This window comes from Microvirga flocculans ATCC BAA-817 (assembly GCF_000518665.1).
In the GTDB taxonomy this organism is placed as follows: Bacteria; Pseudomonadota; Alphaproteobacteria; order Rhizobiales; family Beijerinckiaceae; genus Microvirga; species Microvirga flocculans.
Genome location: NZ_JAEA01000023.1, coordinates 1 through 18,320 on the forward strand (window position 1 = coordinate 1; position 18,320 = coordinate 18,320).

The 18,320-nt window shown below is 63.6% G+C and carries 13 protein-coding genes and 1 tRNA gene; 13 read left to right on the forward strand and 1 reads right to left on the reverse strand.

The window, feature by feature from the left end; genetic code table 11:
* Positions 1-434: 434 nt before the first annotated feature.
* The 9 genes from L879_RS0117835 to rpoC all read left to right on the forward strand — a co-directional run bounded on the left by L879_RS0117835 (position 435) and on the right by rpoC (position 13,039).
* Positions 435-511, forward strand: a tRNA-Trp gene (locus L879_RS0117835).
* A gap of 165 nt (positions 512-676) precedes the next feature.
* A complete protein-coding gene (secE, locus tag L879_RS0117840) occupies positions 677-877 on the forward strand; it encodes a preprotein translocase subunit SecE (RefSeq protein ID WP_027317292.1) in 201 nt (66 codons plus the stop codon).
* Positions 878-889: 12 nt separating this feature from the next.
* Positions 890-1,423: a transcription termination/antitermination protein NusG gene (gene nusG, locus L879_RS0117845; protein WP_027317293.1), complete on the forward strand. Its 534-nt coding sequence runs from the start codon at positions 890-892 to the stop codon at positions 1,421-1,423.
* Positions 1,424-1,593: 170 nt separating this feature from the next.
* Positions 1,594-2,022 (forward strand): 50S ribosomal protein L11, encoded by a 429-nt coding sequence (rplK, locus tag L879_RS0117850; RefSeq protein WP_027317294.1) that lies wholly within the window; start codon positions 1,594-1,596, stop codon positions 2,020-2,022.
* A 10-nt stretch (positions 2,023-2,032) separates the two neighbouring features.
* Positions 2,033-2,734, forward strand: coding sequence for a 50S ribosomal protein L1 (rplA, locus tag L879_RS0117855; protein WP_027317295.1), 702 nt, complete (start codon positions 2,033-2,035; stop codon positions 2,732-2,734).
* 704 nt (positions 2,735-3,438) lie between these two features.
* Complete coding sequence (gene rplJ / locus L879_RS0117860) at positions 3,439-3,957, forward strand: 50S ribosomal protein L10 (protein ID WP_027317296.1); 519 nt, start codon at positions 3,439-3,441, stop codon at positions 3,955-3,957.
* Between the two features lie 51 nt (positions 3,958-4,008).
* Complete coding sequence (gene rplL / locus L879_RS0117865) at positions 4,009-4,386, forward strand: 50S ribosomal protein L7/L12 (protein ID WP_027317297.1); 378 nt, start codon at positions 4,009-4,011, stop codon at positions 4,384-4,386.
* A 244-nt stretch (positions 4,387-4,630) separates the two neighbouring features.
* Complete coding sequence (rpoB, locus tag L879_RS0117870) at positions 4,631-8,761, forward strand: DNA-directed RNA polymerase subunit beta (RefSeq protein ID WP_027317298.1); 4,131 nt, start codon at positions 4,631-4,633, stop codon at positions 8,759-8,761.
* A 102-nt stretch (positions 8,762-8,863) separates the two neighbouring features.
* Entirely contained in the window at positions 8,864-13,039 is a 4,176-nt protein-coding gene (gene rpoC, locus L879_RS0117875; RefSeq protein ID WP_027317299.1) for a DNA-directed RNA polymerase subunit beta', read from the forward strand.
* A 69-nt stretch (positions 13,040-13,108) separates the two neighbouring features.
* Here the strand turns inward: rpoC and L879_RS22205 are convergent, their stop codons facing one another.
* Positions 13,109-14,752, reverse strand: a complete 1,644-nt coding sequence (locus L879_RS22205; protein ID WP_154664259.1) for a glycosyltransferase family 4 protein — start codon at positions 14,750-14,752, stop codon at positions 13,109-13,111.
* 458 nt (positions 14,753-15,210) lie between these two features.
* Between L879_RS22205 and rpsL the strand changes: the two genes are divergently transcribed.
* The 4 genes from rpsL to L879_RS23785 form a co-directional block, all read left to right on the forward strand.
* The gene (gene rpsL / locus L879_RS0117885; RefSeq protein WP_009764294.1) at positions 15,211-15,582 is read left to right on the forward strand and encodes a 30S ribosomal protein S12; all 372 of its coding nucleotides are present in this window, start codon (positions 15,211-15,213) and stop codon (positions 15,580-15,582) included.
* Positions 15,583-15,615: 33 nt separating this feature from the next.
* Positions 15,616-16,086: a 30S ribosomal protein S7 gene (rpsG, locus tag L879_RS0117890; protein ID WP_027317300.1), complete on the forward strand. Its 471-nt coding sequence runs from the start codon at positions 15,616-15,618 to the stop codon at positions 16,084-16,086.
* Positions 16,087-16,105: 19 nt separating this feature from the next.
* On the forward strand, positions 16,106-18,181 hold the full coding sequence (gene fusA / locus L879_RS0117895; protein ID WP_027317301.1) for an elongation factor G: 2,076 nt from the start codon (positions 16,106-16,108) through the stop codon (positions 18,179-18,181).
* Between the two features lie 44 nt (positions 18,182-18,225).
* The coding region (locus tag L879_RS23785; protein ID WP_154664260.1) for a GTP-binding protein at positions 18,226-18,320 on the forward strand (95 nt) is incomplete at its 3' end.

Sequence of the window (18,320 nt, forward strand, 5' to 3'; positions counted from 1 at the left end):
CGGCGCCGGCGTCGTCGCCGCCGTGATGGACTAAGCACACAGAGGATCAAAGGACAGCGGCCGGACAACGGTCCAGCCGCTGCCGTTGAGCGAAACGGGGCGCTGCACGTGCAGCGCCCTTTTTCTTTTTCAGCCGCTGGGGGCAAGCGCTCACCTTGGCATCGGCCTGAAGTCCATCTGTGCGGATTCGCAGGAATTCCTGGCGGAATCGGCCGCGCCCCTGGCTTGCGGAAACGCGAGGATCGCGCCGGGGATCTGAGGCGACGCATTGGGTGAGTGAAAATGCTCCGGTCAGGACGGGGATCTGAGAGCAGGGTCTTGCCTCTTCCGGCTTTGGATGCCGCTCGGGTCATTTCTTCCCTGGCTAAATCGTCCTGATCGCAATGAGGATCTTGTGCGATGCCAGGAGAACGTATAAACGGTCCGCATCCCTTAGGAGTGTAGCTCAATCGGCTAGAGCACCGGTCTCCAAAACCGGGGGTTGGGGGTTCGAGTCCCTCCACTCCTGCCAGCGGATCGACAAGGCAGGCGTTTTGCGTTAAAGAGCGCCTCACTGATGGTTTTTCGATAGGCGGCGTGAGGTTCGGAGAACGGCCTCGCGCCCCTTCAATTTGGGCTCAAGCGTGCCCTTAGGAGGACGTCCGCAGCTTCCTGGAAGCCTGTGGATGCAAGGGAAATGGCGAAGACGAACCCGTTCGATTTCATACAGCAGGTCCGCTCGGAAGCCGCGAAGGTGACCTGGCCGACCCGCAAGGAAACCATGATCACGACCGCCATGGTGTTCGTGATGGTCGTGGTGGCGAGCATCTTCTTCCTGGTCGTCGACCAGGTGATCGGCTGGGGTGTGCGCTCGGTGATCCTCGGGCTCGGCGGTTAAGAGGCGGAATAAATGACGAAGCGTTGGTATATCGTCCACGCCTATTCGAACTTCGAGAACAAGGTTGCCCAGTCGATCAAGGATCAGGCGGCGCAGCGCGGCCTCGAGGACAAGTTCGACGAGGTCATGGTTCCGACCGAGAAGGTCGTCGAGGTGCGCCGCGGCCGCAAGGTCGATACGGAGCGCAAGTTCTTCCCGGGCTATGTCCTGGTGAAGTGCGACCTGACGGACGAGGTCTATCACCTCATCAAGAACACGCCGAAGGTGACGGGCTTCCTGGGCGCCGACAAGTCCAAGCCGGTTCCGATTCCGGACCGCGAGGCTGAGCGGATCAAGGGGCAGGTGGCCGAGGGTGTCGATCACCCCAAGCCCTCCGTCAGCTTCGAGGTCGGCGAGCAGGTGCGCGTCTCCGACGGTCCGTTTGCCTCTTTCAACGGCGTCGTCGAGGAAGTCGATCACGCCCGCGCCCGCCTCAAGGTCGCAGTGTCCATCTTCGGCCGCGCGACGCCGGTCGAGCTCGAATACGGCCAGGTCGAGAAGATCTGACCGAAAGGGGAGGCGCACCTTTCCGGTGACGCTTCCGTTGCCCCTCGGAGGGGCTTTCATCCGCGGGAGGTCCGCCCGGTCGCCAGCCGGGGCCAACGGGCTGCACCGCGATCTGCAACTGCCATGCCGCTCGGTTGGCTCCGGGCGGGTGGTCCATTGGGAGCAGTCCTATGGCAAAGAAAATTGCGGGCTACGTTAAGCTTCAAGTGCCCGCCGGCGCGGCCAACCCGTCGCCGCCGATCGGTCCGGCGCTCGGTCAGCGCGGCCTGAACATCATGGAATTCTGCAAGGCCTTCAATGCGAAGACCGCGCAGATGGAGAAGGGCACGCCGATCCCGGTGATCATCACCGCGTATCAGGATCGTTCCTTCACCTTCGAGATGAAGCAGCCCCCGGTCTCGTACTTCCTCAAGAAGGCCGCGAAGATCGACAAGGGTTCGCAGACCCCCGGCAAGGGCGGCACCGTCGGTCGCGTCACCCGCGACCAGATCCGCGAGATCGCCGAGAAGAAGATGGTCGATCTCAACTGCGACACCGTGGAATCCGCCATGGCCATGATCGAGGGCTCCGCGCGCTCGATGGGCATGGAAGTGGCGTAAGGAGGGCATGATGGCTGTGAAAGAAGGTAAGCGCATCCGCTCTGCCCGCGAGGGCATCGACGCCGCCAAGCTCTACCCGATCCAGGACGCGGTGAAGCTGATCAAGGAACGCGCCAAGGCGAAGTTCGACGAGACCATCGAGATCTCGATGAATCTCGGCGTCGATCCCCGCCACGCCGACCAGATGGTCCGCGGCGTCTGCAACCTGCCGAACGGCTCCGGCCGTACGGTCCGCGTCGCCGTCTTCGCCCGCGGCGCCAAGGCTGACGAAGCCAAGGCCGCCGGTGCCGACGTGGTGGGCGCCGAGGATCTCTTCGAGATCGTCAACGGCGGCACGATCGAGTTCGACCGCTGCATCGCCACCCCCGACCTGATGCCGCTCGTCGGCCGTCTCGGTAAGGTTCTCGGCCCGCGCGGCCTGATGCCGAACCCGAAGGTCGGAACGGTGACCATGGACGTCAAGGGCGCCGTCGAGGCCGCCAAGGGCGGCGCCGTCGAGTTCCGCGTCGAGAAGGCCGGTATCGTCCATGCCGGTATCGGCAAGGCCTCCTTCGACGAGGGCAAGCTGGTGGAGAACATCAAGGCTTTCGCCGATGCCGTCTCCAAGGCCAAGCCCGCGGGCGCCAAGGGCACCTACATCCAGCGCGTCGCGATCTCCTCGACGATGGGCCCGGGCGTGAAGGTCGATCCTTCGTCCGTGCTGAACGGCTAAGGCTGTCCTTTAAAGGATCTCCGGAAGGCCGGCGTTTTCGGACGCCGGCCTTTTCCTATGCCGAGGCCGTGCCGCCCGGCTTCGTGACGGTCCGCAGGGCCGTTGTTCACGCGGCAGACATTGCCGGAACGCTCTGGATCGCTCCTGAAACCACTCCCGGCCGGCCGGCCGGTTCGATTCGAGCGGGCAGGGTGGTCAAAGCCCTAGTGCGAACCTGTGGTCGGACCCGGCGATGGGCCCTTAGAAGGCGCTGCGGGTCATAAAATCCTTAAAACTTATGCCTCGTACCCCTCTTGGCAGAGGGGAAAAAAGGGATTATAGAAGCTCTTTGAGTTTCCAATATATGCCGAGGCTCCGCTTTTGCGCGGGCTTCAGGCTGTGAATCCGTCCCGGAGACGGGGCGGTGACAGGCCGGCGAGCCAAAGGGTGACCTTTGGCGCGTTCCGGCTATGTCCTGTCCAAGACTGCAGGTGCTGGTTCGCCAGTTTAATTCGTAAGGGCCTGCATAGACGGGGAAGCCGAGTTTGACACCTGTTCAACGCAGGTGAAGGGAGTCGGTTCGAACCATCTCACCCGGTGCGCCGTCAGGCGTCATTTGGGGGACAGGGCTTGCGAGAGCGTCGTTTGAGATGCTTCGGACGCAAGTCCGGGCCTTGAACGGCAAATGTAACCGGCGGAGATTTCCGCCAACCGGAGAGAGCCCAGTGGAAAGAGCAGCAAAGCGCGAGCTCGTCTCGACTCTCAACGACGTGTTCAACACCACGAGCGTCGTTGTTGTCGCCCACTATGCTGGCCTCACGGTCGCCGACATGCAGAAGCTGCGCGCGCAGATGAAGCAGGCCGGCGCCACCGTGAAGGTCGCGAAGAACCGCCTCGCCAAAATCGCTCTCGAAGGCACGGACGTCGCGTCCATCTCGGGCCTTATGAAAGGTCCGACCCTGATCGCTTATTCGAGCGATCCGGTCGCGGCGCCCAAGGTCGCTGTCGATTTCGCCAAGGCTAACGAGAAGCTCGTTATCCTCGGTGGCGCGATGGGCGCGACCGCTCTGAACGTGGATGGAGTGAAGGCGCTTGCCACGCTTCCGTCCCTCGATGAACTGCGCGCTAAACTGGTCGGCCTGGTCCAGGCTCCGGCCACGAAGATCGCTCAGCTCAGCACGGCGCCGGCGGCAAAGCTCGCCCGCGTGTTCGGAGCCTATGCCAAGACAGGCGAAGCGGCGTGAGGCCGTAACCTCAATCACTAACCCGTTCGAACCGAACTTAAGGAAATCAAAATGGCTGATCTTGCCAAGCTCGTTGACGATCTGTCGTCGCTGACCGTTCTCGAAGCCGCTGAGCTCGCGAAGATGCTCGAAGAGAAGTGGGGCGTTTCCGCTGCCGCTGCCGTCGCCGTTGCCGCTGCTCCGGCTGCCGGCGGCGCTGCTGCCGCTGCCGAGGAGAAGACCGAGTTCACGGTCGTTCTCGCTTCTGCCGGCGACAAGAAGATCGAGGTCATCAAGGAAGTCCGTGGCATCACGGGCCTGGGCCTGAAGGAAGCTAAGGACCTCGTCGAAGGCGCTCCGAAGACCATCAAGGAAGGCGCTGCCAAGGACGAAGCCGAGAAGATCAAGGCGACCCTCGAGAAGGTCGGCGCCAAGGTCGAGCTTAAGTAATTTTGCGGCCCTTCGGGGTCGCGGGGTTACCCCCGAGAGATCGGGGCTCAAAACACACGGTCCCGGGCGATTTTGCCTGGGGCCGTTGTGTCGTCAAAGAGGTCGGGCTTCTTGGCGGCACGTGGAGCGGTCCGAAACGGACCTGAATTCTTGCGGTTAGCGGGCGGCAGAGCCGCCGGCGGCTAATCGAGGCTCCTGGCTTCTCAGGGTTCTCGATTAGCCGTGTATGAGGAACGAGGTCCAGATGGCCAACACACTGATCGGCCGGAAGCGCATTCGCAAGTTCTTCGGGAAAATCAACGAAGTGGCGGAGATGCCGAACCTGATCGAGGTTCAGAAGGCATCCTACGACCAGTTCCTGATGGTCGAAGAGCCAAAGGGCGGCCGGCCGGAAGAGGGCTTGCAAGCCGTCTTCAAATCGGTTTTCCCGATTTCGGACTTTTCGAATACTGCCCTGCTCGAATTCGTGAAATACACGTTCGAGCCCCCGAAATACGACGTGGACGAGTGCCGCCAGCGGGGCATGACCTTCGCTGCGCCGCTCAAGGTCACGCTGCGCCTCATCGTGTTCGATGTGGACCCCGACACCGGCGCCCGCTCCGTGAAGGACATCAAGGAGCAGGACGTCTACATGGGCGACATGCCGCTCATGACGGACAACGGCACCTTCATCGTGAACGGCACCGAGCGCGTGATCGTGTCCCAGATGCACCGTTCGCCTGGTGTGTTCTTCGACCACGACAAGGGCAAGACCCATTCCTCGGGCAAGCTGCTCTTTGCCGCCCGCATCATTCCCTATCGCGGCTCCTGGCTCGACATCGAGTTCGACGCCAAGGACATCGTCTACGCGCGCATCGACCGCAAGCGTAAGATCCCGGTCACGTCGCTGCTCTATGCCCTGGGCCTGGACGGCGAGGAGATCCTCAAAACCTTCTACAACCGCATCACCTATACCCGTGACGGCGACGCCTGGTCCGTGCCGTTCGATGCGGAGCGCATGAAGGGCTTCAAGGCCTCCGTCGACCTGATCGATGCCAAGTCCGGCGAGATCGTGCTCGAGGCGGGCAAGAAGCTGACCGCCCGCACGGCCCGCCAGCTGGCCGAGAAGGGCCTCAAGGCGCTGCGCGCGACCGACGAAGACCTCTATGGCCAGTATATCGGCGAGGATCTCGTGAATCCCTCCACCGGCGAGATCTATGCCGAGGCGGGCGACGAGATCACCGAGAAGCTGCTGAAGGGCCTGGAAGAGGCCGGGTTCACCGAAATTCCGGTGCTCGACATCGACCACGTGACGGTCGGCCCGTATATCCGCAACACGCTCGCCATCGACAAGGCTTCCTCCCGCGAGGACGCCCTGTTCGACATCTATCGCGTCATGCGTCCGGGTGAGCCGCCGATCCTCGAGACAGCGGAAGCCATGTTCAATTCGCTGTTCTTCGATGCCGAGCGCTACGACCTCTCGGCCGTCGGCCGCGTGAAGATGAACATGCGCCTCGACCTCGACGCCGAGGACACCGTGCGCACCCTGCGCCGCGAGGACATCCTGGCGGTGACGAAGGCGCTCGTGGACCTGCGCGACGGCAAGGGCGAGATCGACGACATCGATCACCTCGGCAACCGCCGCGTGCGCTCGGTCGGCGAGCTCATGGAGAACCAGTACCGTCTGGGCCTGCTGCGCATGGAGCGCGCGATCAAGGAGCGCATGTCGTCCGTCGATATCGACACGGTCATGCCGCAGGATCTGATCAACGCGAAGCCGGCGGCTGCCGCCGTGCGCGAGTTCTTCGGCTCCTCGCAGCTCTCGCAGTTCATGGACCAGACCAACCCGCTCTCCGAGGTCACGCACAAGCGTCGCCTTTCGGCCCTTGGCCCGGGCGGTCTGACCCGCGAGCGCGCCGGCTTCGAGGTGCGCGACGTTCACCCGACCCATTACGGCCGCATCTGCCCGATCGAGACGCCGGAAGGCCCGAATATCGGCCTCATCAACTCGCTGGCCACCTTCGCCCGCGTCAACAAGTACGGCTTCATCGAGACGCCGTTCCGCCGCGTGCGCGACAGCCGCGTGACGGACGAGGTGATCTACCTCTCGGCCATGGAAGAGGCGAAGTACAATATCGCCCAGGCCAACTCGACGCTCGATGCCAACGGCACCCTCACGGAAGAACTCGTGATCTGCCGCCGCGCCGGTGAAAACATCGTCGTTTCCCCCGACCGCGTGGACCTCATGGAGGTGTCGCCGAAGCAGCTCGTGTCGGTCGCCGCCGCGCTCATCCCGTTCCTCGAGAACGACGACGCGAACCGCGCCCTCATGGGCTCGAACATGCAGCGTCAGGCCGTGCCTCTGGTTCAGGCTGACGCTCCGTTCGTCGGTACCGGCATGGAAGCGGTTGTGGCCCGTGACTCGGGCGCGGCCATTGCGGCCCGCCGCACCGGCGTCGTCGACCAGGTGGACGCGACCCGTATCGTCATCCGCGCGACGGAGAACACGGATCCGACCCGTCCTGGCGTCGACATCTATCGTCTCCAGAAGTTCCAGCGCTCCAACCAGTCGACCTGCATCACGCAGAAGCCGCTGGTCCGCGCCGGCGACCTCGTGCGCAAGGGCGACATCATCGCCGACGGTCCGTCGACCGAGTACGGCGAGCTGGCGCTCGGCCGGAACGTGCTCGTCGCGTTCATGCCCTGGAACGGCTACAACTTCGAAGACTCGATCCTGCTTTCCGAGCGGATCGTGAAGGAAGACGTCTTCACCTCGATCCACATCGAGGAGTTCGAAGTGATGGCCCGCGATACGAAGCTGGGTCCTGAGGAAATCACGCGCGACATTCCGAACGTGTCGGAAGAGGCGCTGAAGAACCTCGACGAGGCCGGCATCGTCTATATCGGCGCCGAAGTTCACGCCGGCGACATCCTCGTCGGCAAGATCACGCCGAAGGGCGAAAGCCCGATGACGCCGGAAGAAAAGCTCCTGCGCGCCATCTTCGGCGAGAAGGCCTCCGACGTTCGCGATACCTCGCTGCGCGTGCCCCCGGGCGTGACGGGAACCATCGTCGAAGTCCGCGTCTTCAACCGTCACGGCGTCGACAAGGACGAGCGCGCCCAGGCCATCGAGCGCGAGGAGATCGAGCGTCTCGCCAAGGACCGCGACGACGAGCAGGCGATCCTCGACCGCAACACCTATGCGCGTCTGGCCGAGATCCTCTCGGGCAAGAGCGCCGTTGCGGGCCCCAAGGGCTTCAAGAAGGACACGAAGATCACCCGTGACCTGCTGAACGAGTATCCCCGTTCGCAGTGGTGGCAGTTCGCGGTCGAAGACGATGCTCTGATGACCGAGATCGAGGCCATGCAGAAGCAGTACGACGAGTCGAAGAAGCGCCTCGAGCAGCGCTTCCTCGACAAGGTCGAAAAGCTGCAGCGCGGCGACGAGCTACCTCCGGGCGTCATGAAGATGGTCAAGGTCTTCGTGGCCGTGAAGCGCAAGATCCAGCCGGGCGACAAGATGGCCGGCCGTCACGGCAACAAGGGTGTCGTGTCGCGCATCGTTCCCATCGAGGACATGCCGTTCCTCGAGGACGGCACCCACGCGGACATCGTGCTCAACCCGCTCGGCGTGCCGAGCCGCATGAACGTCGGTCAGATCCTCGAGACGCATCTCGGCTGGGCGGCTGCCGGTCTCGGCAAGCAGGTCGCCCAGGCGGTCGACGCCTACATGAAGAGCGGCAAGTCCAAGGCGCTGCGCGAGCAGCTGGTCTCGATCTACGGGGATCTTCCGGAGATCAAGGAGGCTTCCGACGAGGAGCTGGTCGAGCTCGGCAACAAGCTGCGCCGCGGCGTTCCCTTTGCCACGCCCGTCTTCGACGGCGCGAAGGAGGCGGACATCGAAGCCATGCTGCAGAAGGCGGGCCTCGATCCGTCGGGCCAGGTCACGCTCTATGACGGCAAGACTGGCGAGCCTTTCGACCGCAAGGTGACCGTGGGCTACATCTACATGCTGAAGCTCCACCACCTCGTGGACGACAAGATCCACGCCCGCTCCATCGGCCCCTACAGCCTCGTCACCCAGCAGCCGCTGGGCGGCAAGGCCCAGTTCGGCGGCCAGCGCTTCGGCGAAATGGAGGTGTGGGCGCTCGAGGCTTACGGCGCCGCGTACACGCTGCAGGAAATGCTCACGGTCAAGTCGGACGACGTGGCCGGCCGTACGAAGGTCTACGAAGCCATCGTTCGCGGCGATGACACCTTCGAGTCGGGCATTCCGGAGAGCTTCAACGTTCTCGTGAAGGAAATGCGTTCGCTCGGCCTCAACGTGGAGCTGACCAATTCCAAGCGCGCAGCCAACGAGCCGGAGCAGCTGCCTCCGTCCGAGGCTGCGGAGTAACGCGCTTCAAGTTTGACCATTGGCCGCGGCGATGATGCCGCGGCCCCATGCAATTGCCGGTGAGGGTGCTTTTTAAGGCGCCTTCCAGCCCAGGAGACGGCGATGAATCAAGAGGTCATGAATCTCTTCAACCAGACGGCCCAGCCGCAGACTTTCGATCAGATCAAGATCTCGATCGCGAGCCCTGAGAAGATTCTGTCCTGGTCCTACGGCGAGATCAAGAAGCCGGAGACCATCAACTACCGCACGTTCAAGCCCGAGCGCGACGGCTTGTTCTGCGCGCGCATCTTCGGCCCGATCAAGGACTACGAGTGCTTGTGCGGCAAGTACAAGCGCATGAAGTACAAGGGCGTCATCTGCGAGAAGTGCGGCGTCGAGGTCACCCTCGCGCGCGTCCGTCGCGACCGCATGGGCCACATCGAGCTGGCTGCCCCCGTCGCTCACATCTGGTTCCTCAAGTCCCTGCCGAGCCGCATCGGTCTGCTGCTCGACATGACCCTGAAGGATCTGGAGCGCATCCTCTATTTCGAATCCTACATCGTCGTCGATGCCGGCCTGACGCCCCTGAAGGACCGTCAGCTCCTCACCGAGGAGGAGTACATCCGCGCTCAGGACGAGTACGGCGAGGACAGCTTCACCGCCATGATCGGCGCGGAAGCCATCCGCCGCATCCTGCAGGAGCTCGATCTGGAGAAGACCGCGCAGGAGATCCGTGAGGAGATCGCGGTCACCACGTCGGAGCTGAAGCCGAAGAAGCTCATGAAGCGCCTCAAGATCATCGAGGCGTTCATCCAGTCGGGCAACAAGCCCGAATGGATGATCATGACCGTGGTTCCGGTGATCCCGCCGGACCTGCGTCCGCTCGTGCCGCTCGACGGCGGCCGCTTCGCGACCTCGGACCTGAACGACCTCTACCGCCGCGTCATCAACCGCAACAACCGCCTGAAGCGGCTGATGGAGCTGCGCGCTCCGGACATCATCGTCCGCAACGAGAAGCGCATGCTCCAGGAGGCGGTGGATGCCCTGTTCGACAACGGCCGCCGCGGCCGCGTCATCACGGGCGCCAACAAGCGTCCGCTGAAGTCGCTCGCCGACATGCTGAAGGGCAAGCAGGGCCGCTTCCGCCAGAACCTGCTCGGCAAGCGCGTCGACTATTCGGGCCGTTCGGTCATCGTGGTGGGACCGGAGCTGAAGCTCCATCAGTGCGGCCTGCCGAAGAAGATGGCTCTCGAGCTCTTCAAGCCGTTCATCTACGCCAAGCTCGACGCGCGCGGCCTGTCCGCCACCGTCAAGCAGGCGAAGAAGCTCGTCGAGAAGGAGAAGCCCGAGGTCTGGGATATCCTGGACGAGGTCATCCGCGAGCATCCGGTTCTCCTGAACCGCGCTCCGACGCTGCACCGTCTCGGCATCCAGGCCTTCGAGCCCACCCTCATCGAGGGTAAGGCGATCCAGCTGCACCCGCTCGTCTGCGCCGCGTTCAACGCGGACTTCGACGGCGACCAGATGGCCGTCCACGTGCCGCTCTCGCTCGAGGCTCAGCTCGAAGCCCGCGTGCTGATGATGTCGACCAACAACATCCTGCACCCGGCCAACGGTCAGCCGATCATTGTGCCGTCGCAGGACATCGTTCTCGGCCTCTACTATCTCTCCATCGTCTCCGACGGCCAGCCCGGACAGGGCAAGGCCTTCGCCGACATGGGCGAGATCGAGCACGCCCTGAACGAGAAGGTCATCACGCTCCACACCAAGATCCGCTATCGCTGGGAAGGCATCGGCGAGGATGGCCAGCCGGTCACCAGGATCGTCGAGACGACGCCCGGACGCGTCATGCTCTCGCGCCTCCTGCCCAAGCATCCGGCCCTCTCCTTCGACGTCGTGAACAAGCTCATGACGAAGAAGGAGATCTCCAACATGATCGATGCCGTGTACCGGCATTGCGGTCAGAAGGAGTCGGTGATCTTCTGCGATCGCATCATGGGCCTCGGGTTCTACAACGCGTTCAAGGCCGGCATCTCGTTCGGCAAGGACGACATGGTGATCCCGGAGAACAAGTGGCAGATCGTCGAGGAGACCCGTGCCCTCGCGAAGGACTACGAGCAGCAGTACCAGGACGGCCTCATCACTCAGGGCGAGAAGTACAACAAGGTTGTCGACGCCTGGGCGAAGTGCTCGGATCGCCTCGCGGCCGAGATGATGAACCGCATCTCGACGGTGCAGAAGGACGATCAGGGCCGCGACAAGCCGGTCAACTCGATCTATATGATGTCCCACTCGGGCGCCCGCGGTTCGCCGGCCCAGATGAAGCAGCTCGCCGCCATGCGCGGCCTCATGGCCAAGCCGTCCGGCGAGATCATCGAGACGCCGATCATCTCGAACTTCAAGGAAGGCCTGGACGTTCTCGAGTACTTCAACTCGACCCACGGCGCACGTAAGGGCCTGGCCGACACCGCGCTCAAGACGGCGAACTCGGGTTACCTGACCCGCCGCCTCGTCGACGTGGCGCAGGATGCGGTCATCCGTGAGACGGATTGCGGCACCGAGAAGGGCATCAAGATGCGCGCCATCATCGACGCCGGCCAGGTGGTCGCGTCGCTGGCGTCCCGTATCCTGGGCCGCTCGACCGCCGAGGATCTCGTCGCGCAGGACGGCACCGTTATCGTTCCGAAGGGCACGATGATCGAGGAGCAGCACCTCGAGGCCATCGGCGCCGCCGGTATCCAGGAAGTGAAGATCCGTTCCGTGCTCGTCTGCGAGTCCAAGAACGGCGTCTGCGCGACCTGCTACGGCCGCGACCTGGCTCGCGGTACTCCGGTCAACCACGGCGAGGCTGTCGGCGTGATCGCGGCGCAGTCCATCGGCGAGCCGGGTACGCAGCTTACCATGCGCACCTTCCACATCGGCGGCGCGGCCCAGATCGCCGACTCGTCCTTCATCGAGTCGAGCTTCGAGGGCAAGATCGGCTTCCGCAACAAGAACATCGCGCGGAACTCCGATGGCGATCTCGTGGTCATGGGCCGCAACGTGGCCGTGGTGATCACGGGTCCGGACGGAGCCGAGCGGGCGGTTCACCGCCTGCAATACGGCTCGCGCCTGAAGGTGGACGAGGGCGACACGATCAAGCGCGGCCAGCGCATCGCCGAGTGGGACCCGTATTCCCGTCCGATCCTCACCGAGGTCGACGGCACGGTGGGCTACGAGGACCTGGTGGACGGCGCCTCGATGATCGAGTCGATGGACGAGTCGACCGGCATCGCGAAGCGCGTGGTCATCGACTGGCGCGGCTCGACCCGCACGGCCGACCTGCGCCCGGCGGTGGTCGTTCAGGGCTCCGGCGGCAAGGTGGCCAAGCTCGCCCGTGGCGGCGACGCCCGCTACCTGCTGCCCGTGGATGCGATCCTCGCGGTCGATCCCGGCTCGAAGGTCAAGGCCGGTGACGTTCTGGCCCGCGTCTCGACGGAGAGCGCCAAGACCCGCGACATCACGGGCGGTCTGCCGCGCGTGGCGGAGCTGTTCGAGGCCCGTCGTCCGAAGGATGCCGCCATCATCGCGGAGAAGTCCGGCACGATCCAGTTCGGCCGCGACTACAAGAGCAAGCGTCGCCTGACGCTGAACCCGCATGACGGTTCCGAGCCGGTGGAGTACCTGATCCCGAAGGGCAAGCACATCCACCTGCAGGATGGCGACGTGGTCGAGGTCGGTGACTTCATCGTCGACGGCAACCCGGCTCCGCACGACATCCTGGCGATCAAGGGCGTCGAGGAACTGGCGGCCTACCTCGTGAACGAGATCCAGGAGGTCTACCGCCTCCAGGGCGTGCTCATCAACGACAAGCACATCGAGGTGATCGTTCGCCAGATGCTGCAGAAGGTCGAGATCACCGATGGCGGCGACAGCGAGTTCCTCGCGGGCGAGCAGGTCGATCGTCTCGAGTTCGAGGAGAGCAACGAGCGTCTCGTGGCCGAGAAGAAGAAGCCCGCCGAAGGCGTGCCGGTTCTGCTCGGTATCACCAAGGCCTCGCTCCAGACCCGCTCCTTCATCTCGGCGGCGTCCTTCCAGGAGACCACCCGCGTTCTCACCGAGGCGGCGGTCAACGGCAAGGTCGACACCCTCGAGGGCCTCAAGGAGAACGTCATCGTCGGCAGCCTGATCCCGGCTGGCACGGGCGCGATGACCGCTCAGATCAAGGCTGTCGCAACCCACCGCGACGAGCTGATCCTGCAGCAGAAGCGTTCCGAGTCCCAGGCTCAGGTCAGCGAGCTGCCTCCTGCGGCCGAGTAAGCCGCAAGGACATCGAAAAGCGAAAAGGCCGCCCCTCCGGGCGGCCTTTTTCATGCGCGCCGTCGCCGGTCAGCTGATGCGGAGCAGGCCGAGCTTGGTCAGCAGGAGGAGACCCTGGATCGTCGTAGAGGGCGATGCGCCCCGTGGCGTGCCGAGAATGTCCTTCACGGTCGCTCCCGCGCCGACCTGACGCCACAGATCGAGCAGAGAGGCGGACGACAGATTCCGGCACGCATTCACGAGGCTGGCCTTGAGGGCAAGCCGATCCGAGACCATGGCCTCGTCGATGCCGGCGACTTGGGTGAGCCGGTGCTGGCCAGACAGGGCGGCGGACGGGAAGCTCGCGAAAAGCTCGAACGGATCGGGGCGGGCGGGCCAGTAGCCCGCCTGCGGCTTGGGGGAGGGCGCTGGAGATGCCGTATCCGATGCCCTGATCGCCGCGAGTTCGCGCCAGAGTGCTTCATAGGCCCCGACGATGACCTTCCAGTCGAAGATCTCCCTGGCCCGCGCGGCTCCGCTCTCGCCCATGCGGCGGCGCAGCTCCGGATCGGAAGCGAGGTGCTCGAAGGCCGCTTCCGTTTCGTCGATATCGACAGCAACGGCGGTCGAAGCCTGGCCGATATAGGAATCGTAGCTGTCGATCCCCAAAGCATGGCGGGCTGCAAGGCGCTGTCCCGCGCCGGGCGGGGCGGCAAGCGTCCGGATGGCAAACCCGTCGATGCCGTTCCGGACCGTATCCTTGTACCCGTCCCAGTCCGTCACCACGACGGGCAGCCCCGCGGCCATAGCCTCGATCGGGGTGAGGCCGAAGGTTTCCTGGATATTGTCGGATAGGGAGCAGAAGACATCGGCGGCGCCCCAGGCCCGAGCCCGAAGCTCCGGTTCCCGCCCATCCAGCACGATGGACCTCACGGAGGGGCAAAGCTGGGCCCGCGCATCCGCGAGGGCCTGGGCGATAGGCTCGTTGGCGGTCCAGCCGCATTCGATCAGCACGACCCGGTGCCGCCGCGCCAGCCGTTCCAGGGCGAGATACATCGGAACGGGATTGGCCTTGGCGTGAAAGGACAGGCGGCCCAGGAACAGCACGGCAAAGTCGCCGGGCTGGAGGCCGAGCACGGCACGGGCGCCATCCCTTCCATCCCGGTGCCGGGCCTGCGCCGCGCAATCGACTCCCAAGGGAATCACGGGGAGCTGCGGCCTGATGAAGCGGCCGGCTCCCAGGCGGGAAGAAAGATACTCTTCCTGGCGGGCGAAGAGGGTTTGGATCACCTCCCGGGAGGCCCTTGAGGTGCAGATGATTGCATCCCATGGCTGGATCGGCGCCGTCGGAAGGTCCGTGATGCCGTCCATGGCCTTGGCAGAGGAGAGCGTGTGGTTGATCCCGCAGAGGCTCCAGGAGCGGGGGCCATGAAGCTCCCGCTGCCAGGCCTGGGCCGGATTGATCGGGCTGGGGGTGAAGAGGCAACCCACCTGGGCAAGCGCCGCCGCCTTGGCCGGAACGATGTATTGCGGGGCATCGGCAGGGCGGAAGCTCTTGATGAATTTGCAAAATTCTTCCCCGATCTTGCCATCGCGCACATAGCCGATCAGGTCCTTGCCGGAGGAATAGCGGGCGAAGGCGGACAAGAAGCCATGCCCCGCGAAATGACGGCCCATAGGCTTCCCATGGGTTACGTCATAAGCCTCGGGCTCGAAATGGATCGCCGCAGTCACGGAAGCCGTCCTCCCCGTTGTCAGGGTTACTCCATAACCTTGCACCCGTTTGCGGGAAAGCCTAGGAGGGGAGGGACGAGGGTTTCTCTTGCGCGAAAGCGGCCCCTTTCTGGATCGTTACCGAAAAGTGTTGACTTTCCACGACTCGGGAGCTACAGAGACCGGACTTTCCGGCTGGCCGTAGGTTTCTGCCAGTCGAAGCGCCTAGCTTCGACCGATGCCACCTAAACGCTGCCGAACTCAACCTTGACTGACACATGTCAGATTTAGGGCACGACCGCGGTGAGAATGATCGTGGTCCTCTGCAATCGCACCGCGCCAGGGGCTTAACCCAAGTCAATGGCGTGGCTTCGTTTTGTGCAGCCTCAGAGGTCTGCAAAAAACGTCGAAATGCGGCGTTAAACCGTTGAAGACACTCGAAGGCCACCGGGTCGGTGGCTGGTGAAAGAGGGCACAGGATGCCAACGATCTCTCAGCTGATCCGCAAGCCGCGGACGGCGCAAAAGAGCCGGAATAAGGTTCCCGCGCTTGAGGCCTGCCCGCAGAAGCGTGGCGTGTGCACGCGCGTTTATACCACGACCCCGAAGAAGCCGAACTCGGCTCTGCGTAAGGTCGCCAAGGTTCGTCTGACGAACGGGTTTGAAGTCATCGGGTACATCCCGGGTGAAGGTCACAACCTTCAGGAGCACTCCGTGGTCATGATCCGCGGTGGCCGCGTGAAGGACCTTCCGGGTGTCCGCTATCACATCCTCCGCGGTGTTCTCGACACCCAGGGCGTGAAGAATCGTAAGCAGCGTCGTTCGAAGTACGGCGCGAAGCGGCCCAAGTAAGCCGTCAACCGTTATTGAGGTCGGAGTCAGCTCATGTCTCGCCGCCACAGCGCCGAAAAGCGTGAGATCATCCCGGACGCCAAGTTCGGCGATATCGTCGTCACGAAGTTCATGAATTCCATCATGTACGACGGCAAGAAGTCCGCCGCCGAAAGCATCGTCTACGGTGCCTTCGACGTCATCGAGAGCCGCGCCAAGGCGAACCCGCTGGAAGTTTTCAAGCAGGCCCTCGACAACGTCGCTCCGGCGATCGAGGTCCGTTCCCGCCGCGTCGGTGGTGCGACCTATCAGGTTCCGGTCGAAGTTCGTTCCGAGCGCCGTCAGGCTCTCGCGATCCGCTGGATCATTCAGGCCGCTCGCGGCCGCAACGACAAGACCATGGTCGAGCGTCTCTCCGCCGAACTGCTCGATGCCTCGAACAACCGAGGCAATGCCGTGAAGAAGCGCGAAGACACCCACCGTATGGCGGAAGCCAACCGTGCGTTCTCGCATTACCGCTGGTAAAGGCCTGAGGAGCTGAGCGATGCCCCGCACGCACGCGATTGAGGACTACCGCAATTTCGGCATCATGGCCCACATCGATGCCGGCAAGACCACGACGACCGAGCGCATCCTTTACTACACCGGTAAGTCCCACAAGATCGGTGAAGTGCACGAGGGTGCCGCCACCATGGACTGGATGGAGCAGGAGCAGGAGCGTGGCATCACGATCACGTCCGCTGCCACCACCTGCTTCTGGAACGGCAAGCGTCTGAACATCATCGACACCCCCGGCCACGTCGACTTCACTATCGAGGTGGAGCGTTCGCTGCGCGTGCTCGACGGTGCCGTCTGCGTTCTCGACGGCAACCAGGGTGTCGAGCCCCAGACCGAAACCGTCTGGCGCCAGGCCGACAAGTACGACGTTCCGCGCGTCGTGTTCGTCAACAAGATGGACAAGACCGGCGCGAACTTCTTCAAGTGCGTCGACGACATCGTGAAGCGCGTCGCCGGCAAGCCTGTCTGCCTGCAGATCCCGATCGGTGCCGAGAGCGACTTCAAGGGCATGGTCGATCTGATCAAGATGAAGGCCTATGTCTGGGAGAGCGACGCGCTCGGCGCGAAGTTCGACGAGGTCGAGATTCCGGCCGACCTGAAGGATCAGGCCCTTGAGTACCGTGGCAAGCTCGTCGAAGCTGCCGTGGAAATGGACGACGAGGCCATGATGGCCTATCTCGACGGCCAGGAGCCGGACGAGGCTACGCTGCGCCGCCTGATCCGTACGGCTGTCCAGCGTCGCGCCTTCCACCCGGTTCTCTGCGGTTCGGCCTTCAAGAACAAGGGCGTTCAGCCGCTTCTCGACGCGGTCGTGGACTTCCTGCCGTCTCCGGCCGATCGTGAGGCTATTCAGGGTATCGACTTCAAGACGGAAGAGCCGACCACCCGCAAGCCGTCCGACGACGAAGCGTTCTCCATGCTCGCCTTCAAGATCATGGACGACCCCTTCGTGGGCACGATCACCTTCTGCCGCGTCTATTCCGGCAAGGTGAACGCGGGCGACACGCTGCTCAACTCCTCGCGCGACAAGAAAGAGCGCGTCGGACGCATGCTGCTCATGCATGCGAACAACCGTGAGGACATCAAGGAAGCCTATGCGGGCGACATCGTCGCTCTCGCCGGCCTCAAGGAAGTCCGCACCGGTGACACGCTCTGCGATCCGTCCAAGGCCGTGATCCTCGAGCGCATGGAGTTCCCGGAGCCGGTGATCGAGATCGCCATCGAGCCGAAGTCGAAGGCCGACCAGGAGAAGCTGGGCCTGGCTCTGTCCAAGCTCGCTGCCGAGGATCCGTCCTTCCGCGTCTCCACCGATCAGGAATCCGGTCAGACGATCCTGAAGGGCATGGGCGAGCTTCACCTCGACATCAAGGTCGACATTCTGCGCCGCACCTACAAGGTCGACGCGAATGTTGGTGCTCCGCAGGTCGCCTATCGTGAGACCATCACGAAGAAGGCCGAGGTGGACTACACCCACAAGAAGCAGACCGGCGGTACGGGCCAGTTCGCCCGCGTCAAGCTCGTCGTTCAGCCGAACGAGCAGGGTGCCGGTTTCGCCTTCGAGTCGAAGATCGTCGGCGGCGCGGTGCCGAAGGAGTACATCCCGGGCGTCGAAAAGGGCCTCCAGTCGGTCATCGGTGCCGGCGTGATCGCCGGGTTCCCGGTGGTGGACCTCAAGGTCGAGCTCGTCGACGGCGCCTTCCACGAAGTCGACTCGTCGGCTCTGGCCTTCGAAATCGCCTCCCGTGCGGCTCTCCGCGAGGCGCTTCAGAAGGGTAGCTCGGTTCTGCTCGAGCCGGTGATGAAGGTCGAGGTCACGACACCTGAGGATTACACGGGCTCCGTGATCGGTGACCTGAACTCCCGTCGCGGCCAGATCCAGGGTCAGGACATGCGCGGCAATGCCGTGGTCATCAATGCGATGGTCCCGCTCGCCAACATGTTCGGCTACGTCAACACCCTGCGCGGCATGAGCCAGGGGCGTGCGAGCTACACCATGCAGTTCGACCACTACGAGCAAGTGCCGTCGAACGTGGCTGCCGAGGTTCAGGCGAAATACGCCTGAACCCACTAAACGAATATTGAACGATCAAAGGAACGGGTGCCACGATGGCGAAGGAAAAGTTTGAGCGGACGAAGCCGCACTGCAACATCGGAACGATTGGTCACGTTGACCATGGCAAGACGTCGTTGACGGCGGCGAT

Coding starts and splice junctions, on each gene's coding strand:
- rpoC (WP_027317299.1), top strand. CDS start 8,864: ATGAATCAAGAGGTCATGAATCTCTTCAACCAGACGGCCCAGCCGCAG.
- rpoB (WP_027317298.1), top strand. CDS start 4,631: ATGGCCAACACACTGATCGGCCGGAAGCGCATTCGCAAGTTCTTCGGG.
- rplA (WP_027317295.1), top strand. CDS start 2,033: ATGGCTGTGAAAGAAGGTAAGCGCATCCGCTCTGCCCGCGAGGGCATC.
- fusA (WP_027317301.1), top strand. CDS start 16,106: ATGCCCCGCACGCACGCGATTGAGGACTACCGCAATTTCGGCATCATG.
- rpsL (WP_009764294.1), top strand. CDS start 15,211: ATGCCAACGATCTCTCAGCTGATCCGCAAGCCGCGGACGGCGCAAAAG.
- rplL (WP_027317297.1), top strand. CDS start 4,009: ATGGCTGATCTTGCCAAGCTCGTTGACGATCTGTCGTCGCTGACCGTT.
- rplK (WP_027317294.1), top strand. CDS start 1,594: ATGGCAAAGAAAATTGCGGGCTACGTTAAGCTTCAAGTGCCCGCCGGC.
- secE (WP_027317292.1), top strand. CDS start 677: ATGGCGAAGACGAACCCGTTCGATTTCATACAGCAGGTCCGCTCGGAA.
- rpsG (WP_027317300.1), top strand. CDS start 15,616: ATGTCTCGCCGCCACAGCGCCGAAAAGCGTGAGATCATCCCGGACGCC.
- nusG (WP_027317293.1), top strand. CDS start 890: ATGACGAAGCGTTGGTATATCGTCCACGCCTATTCGAACTTCGAGAAC.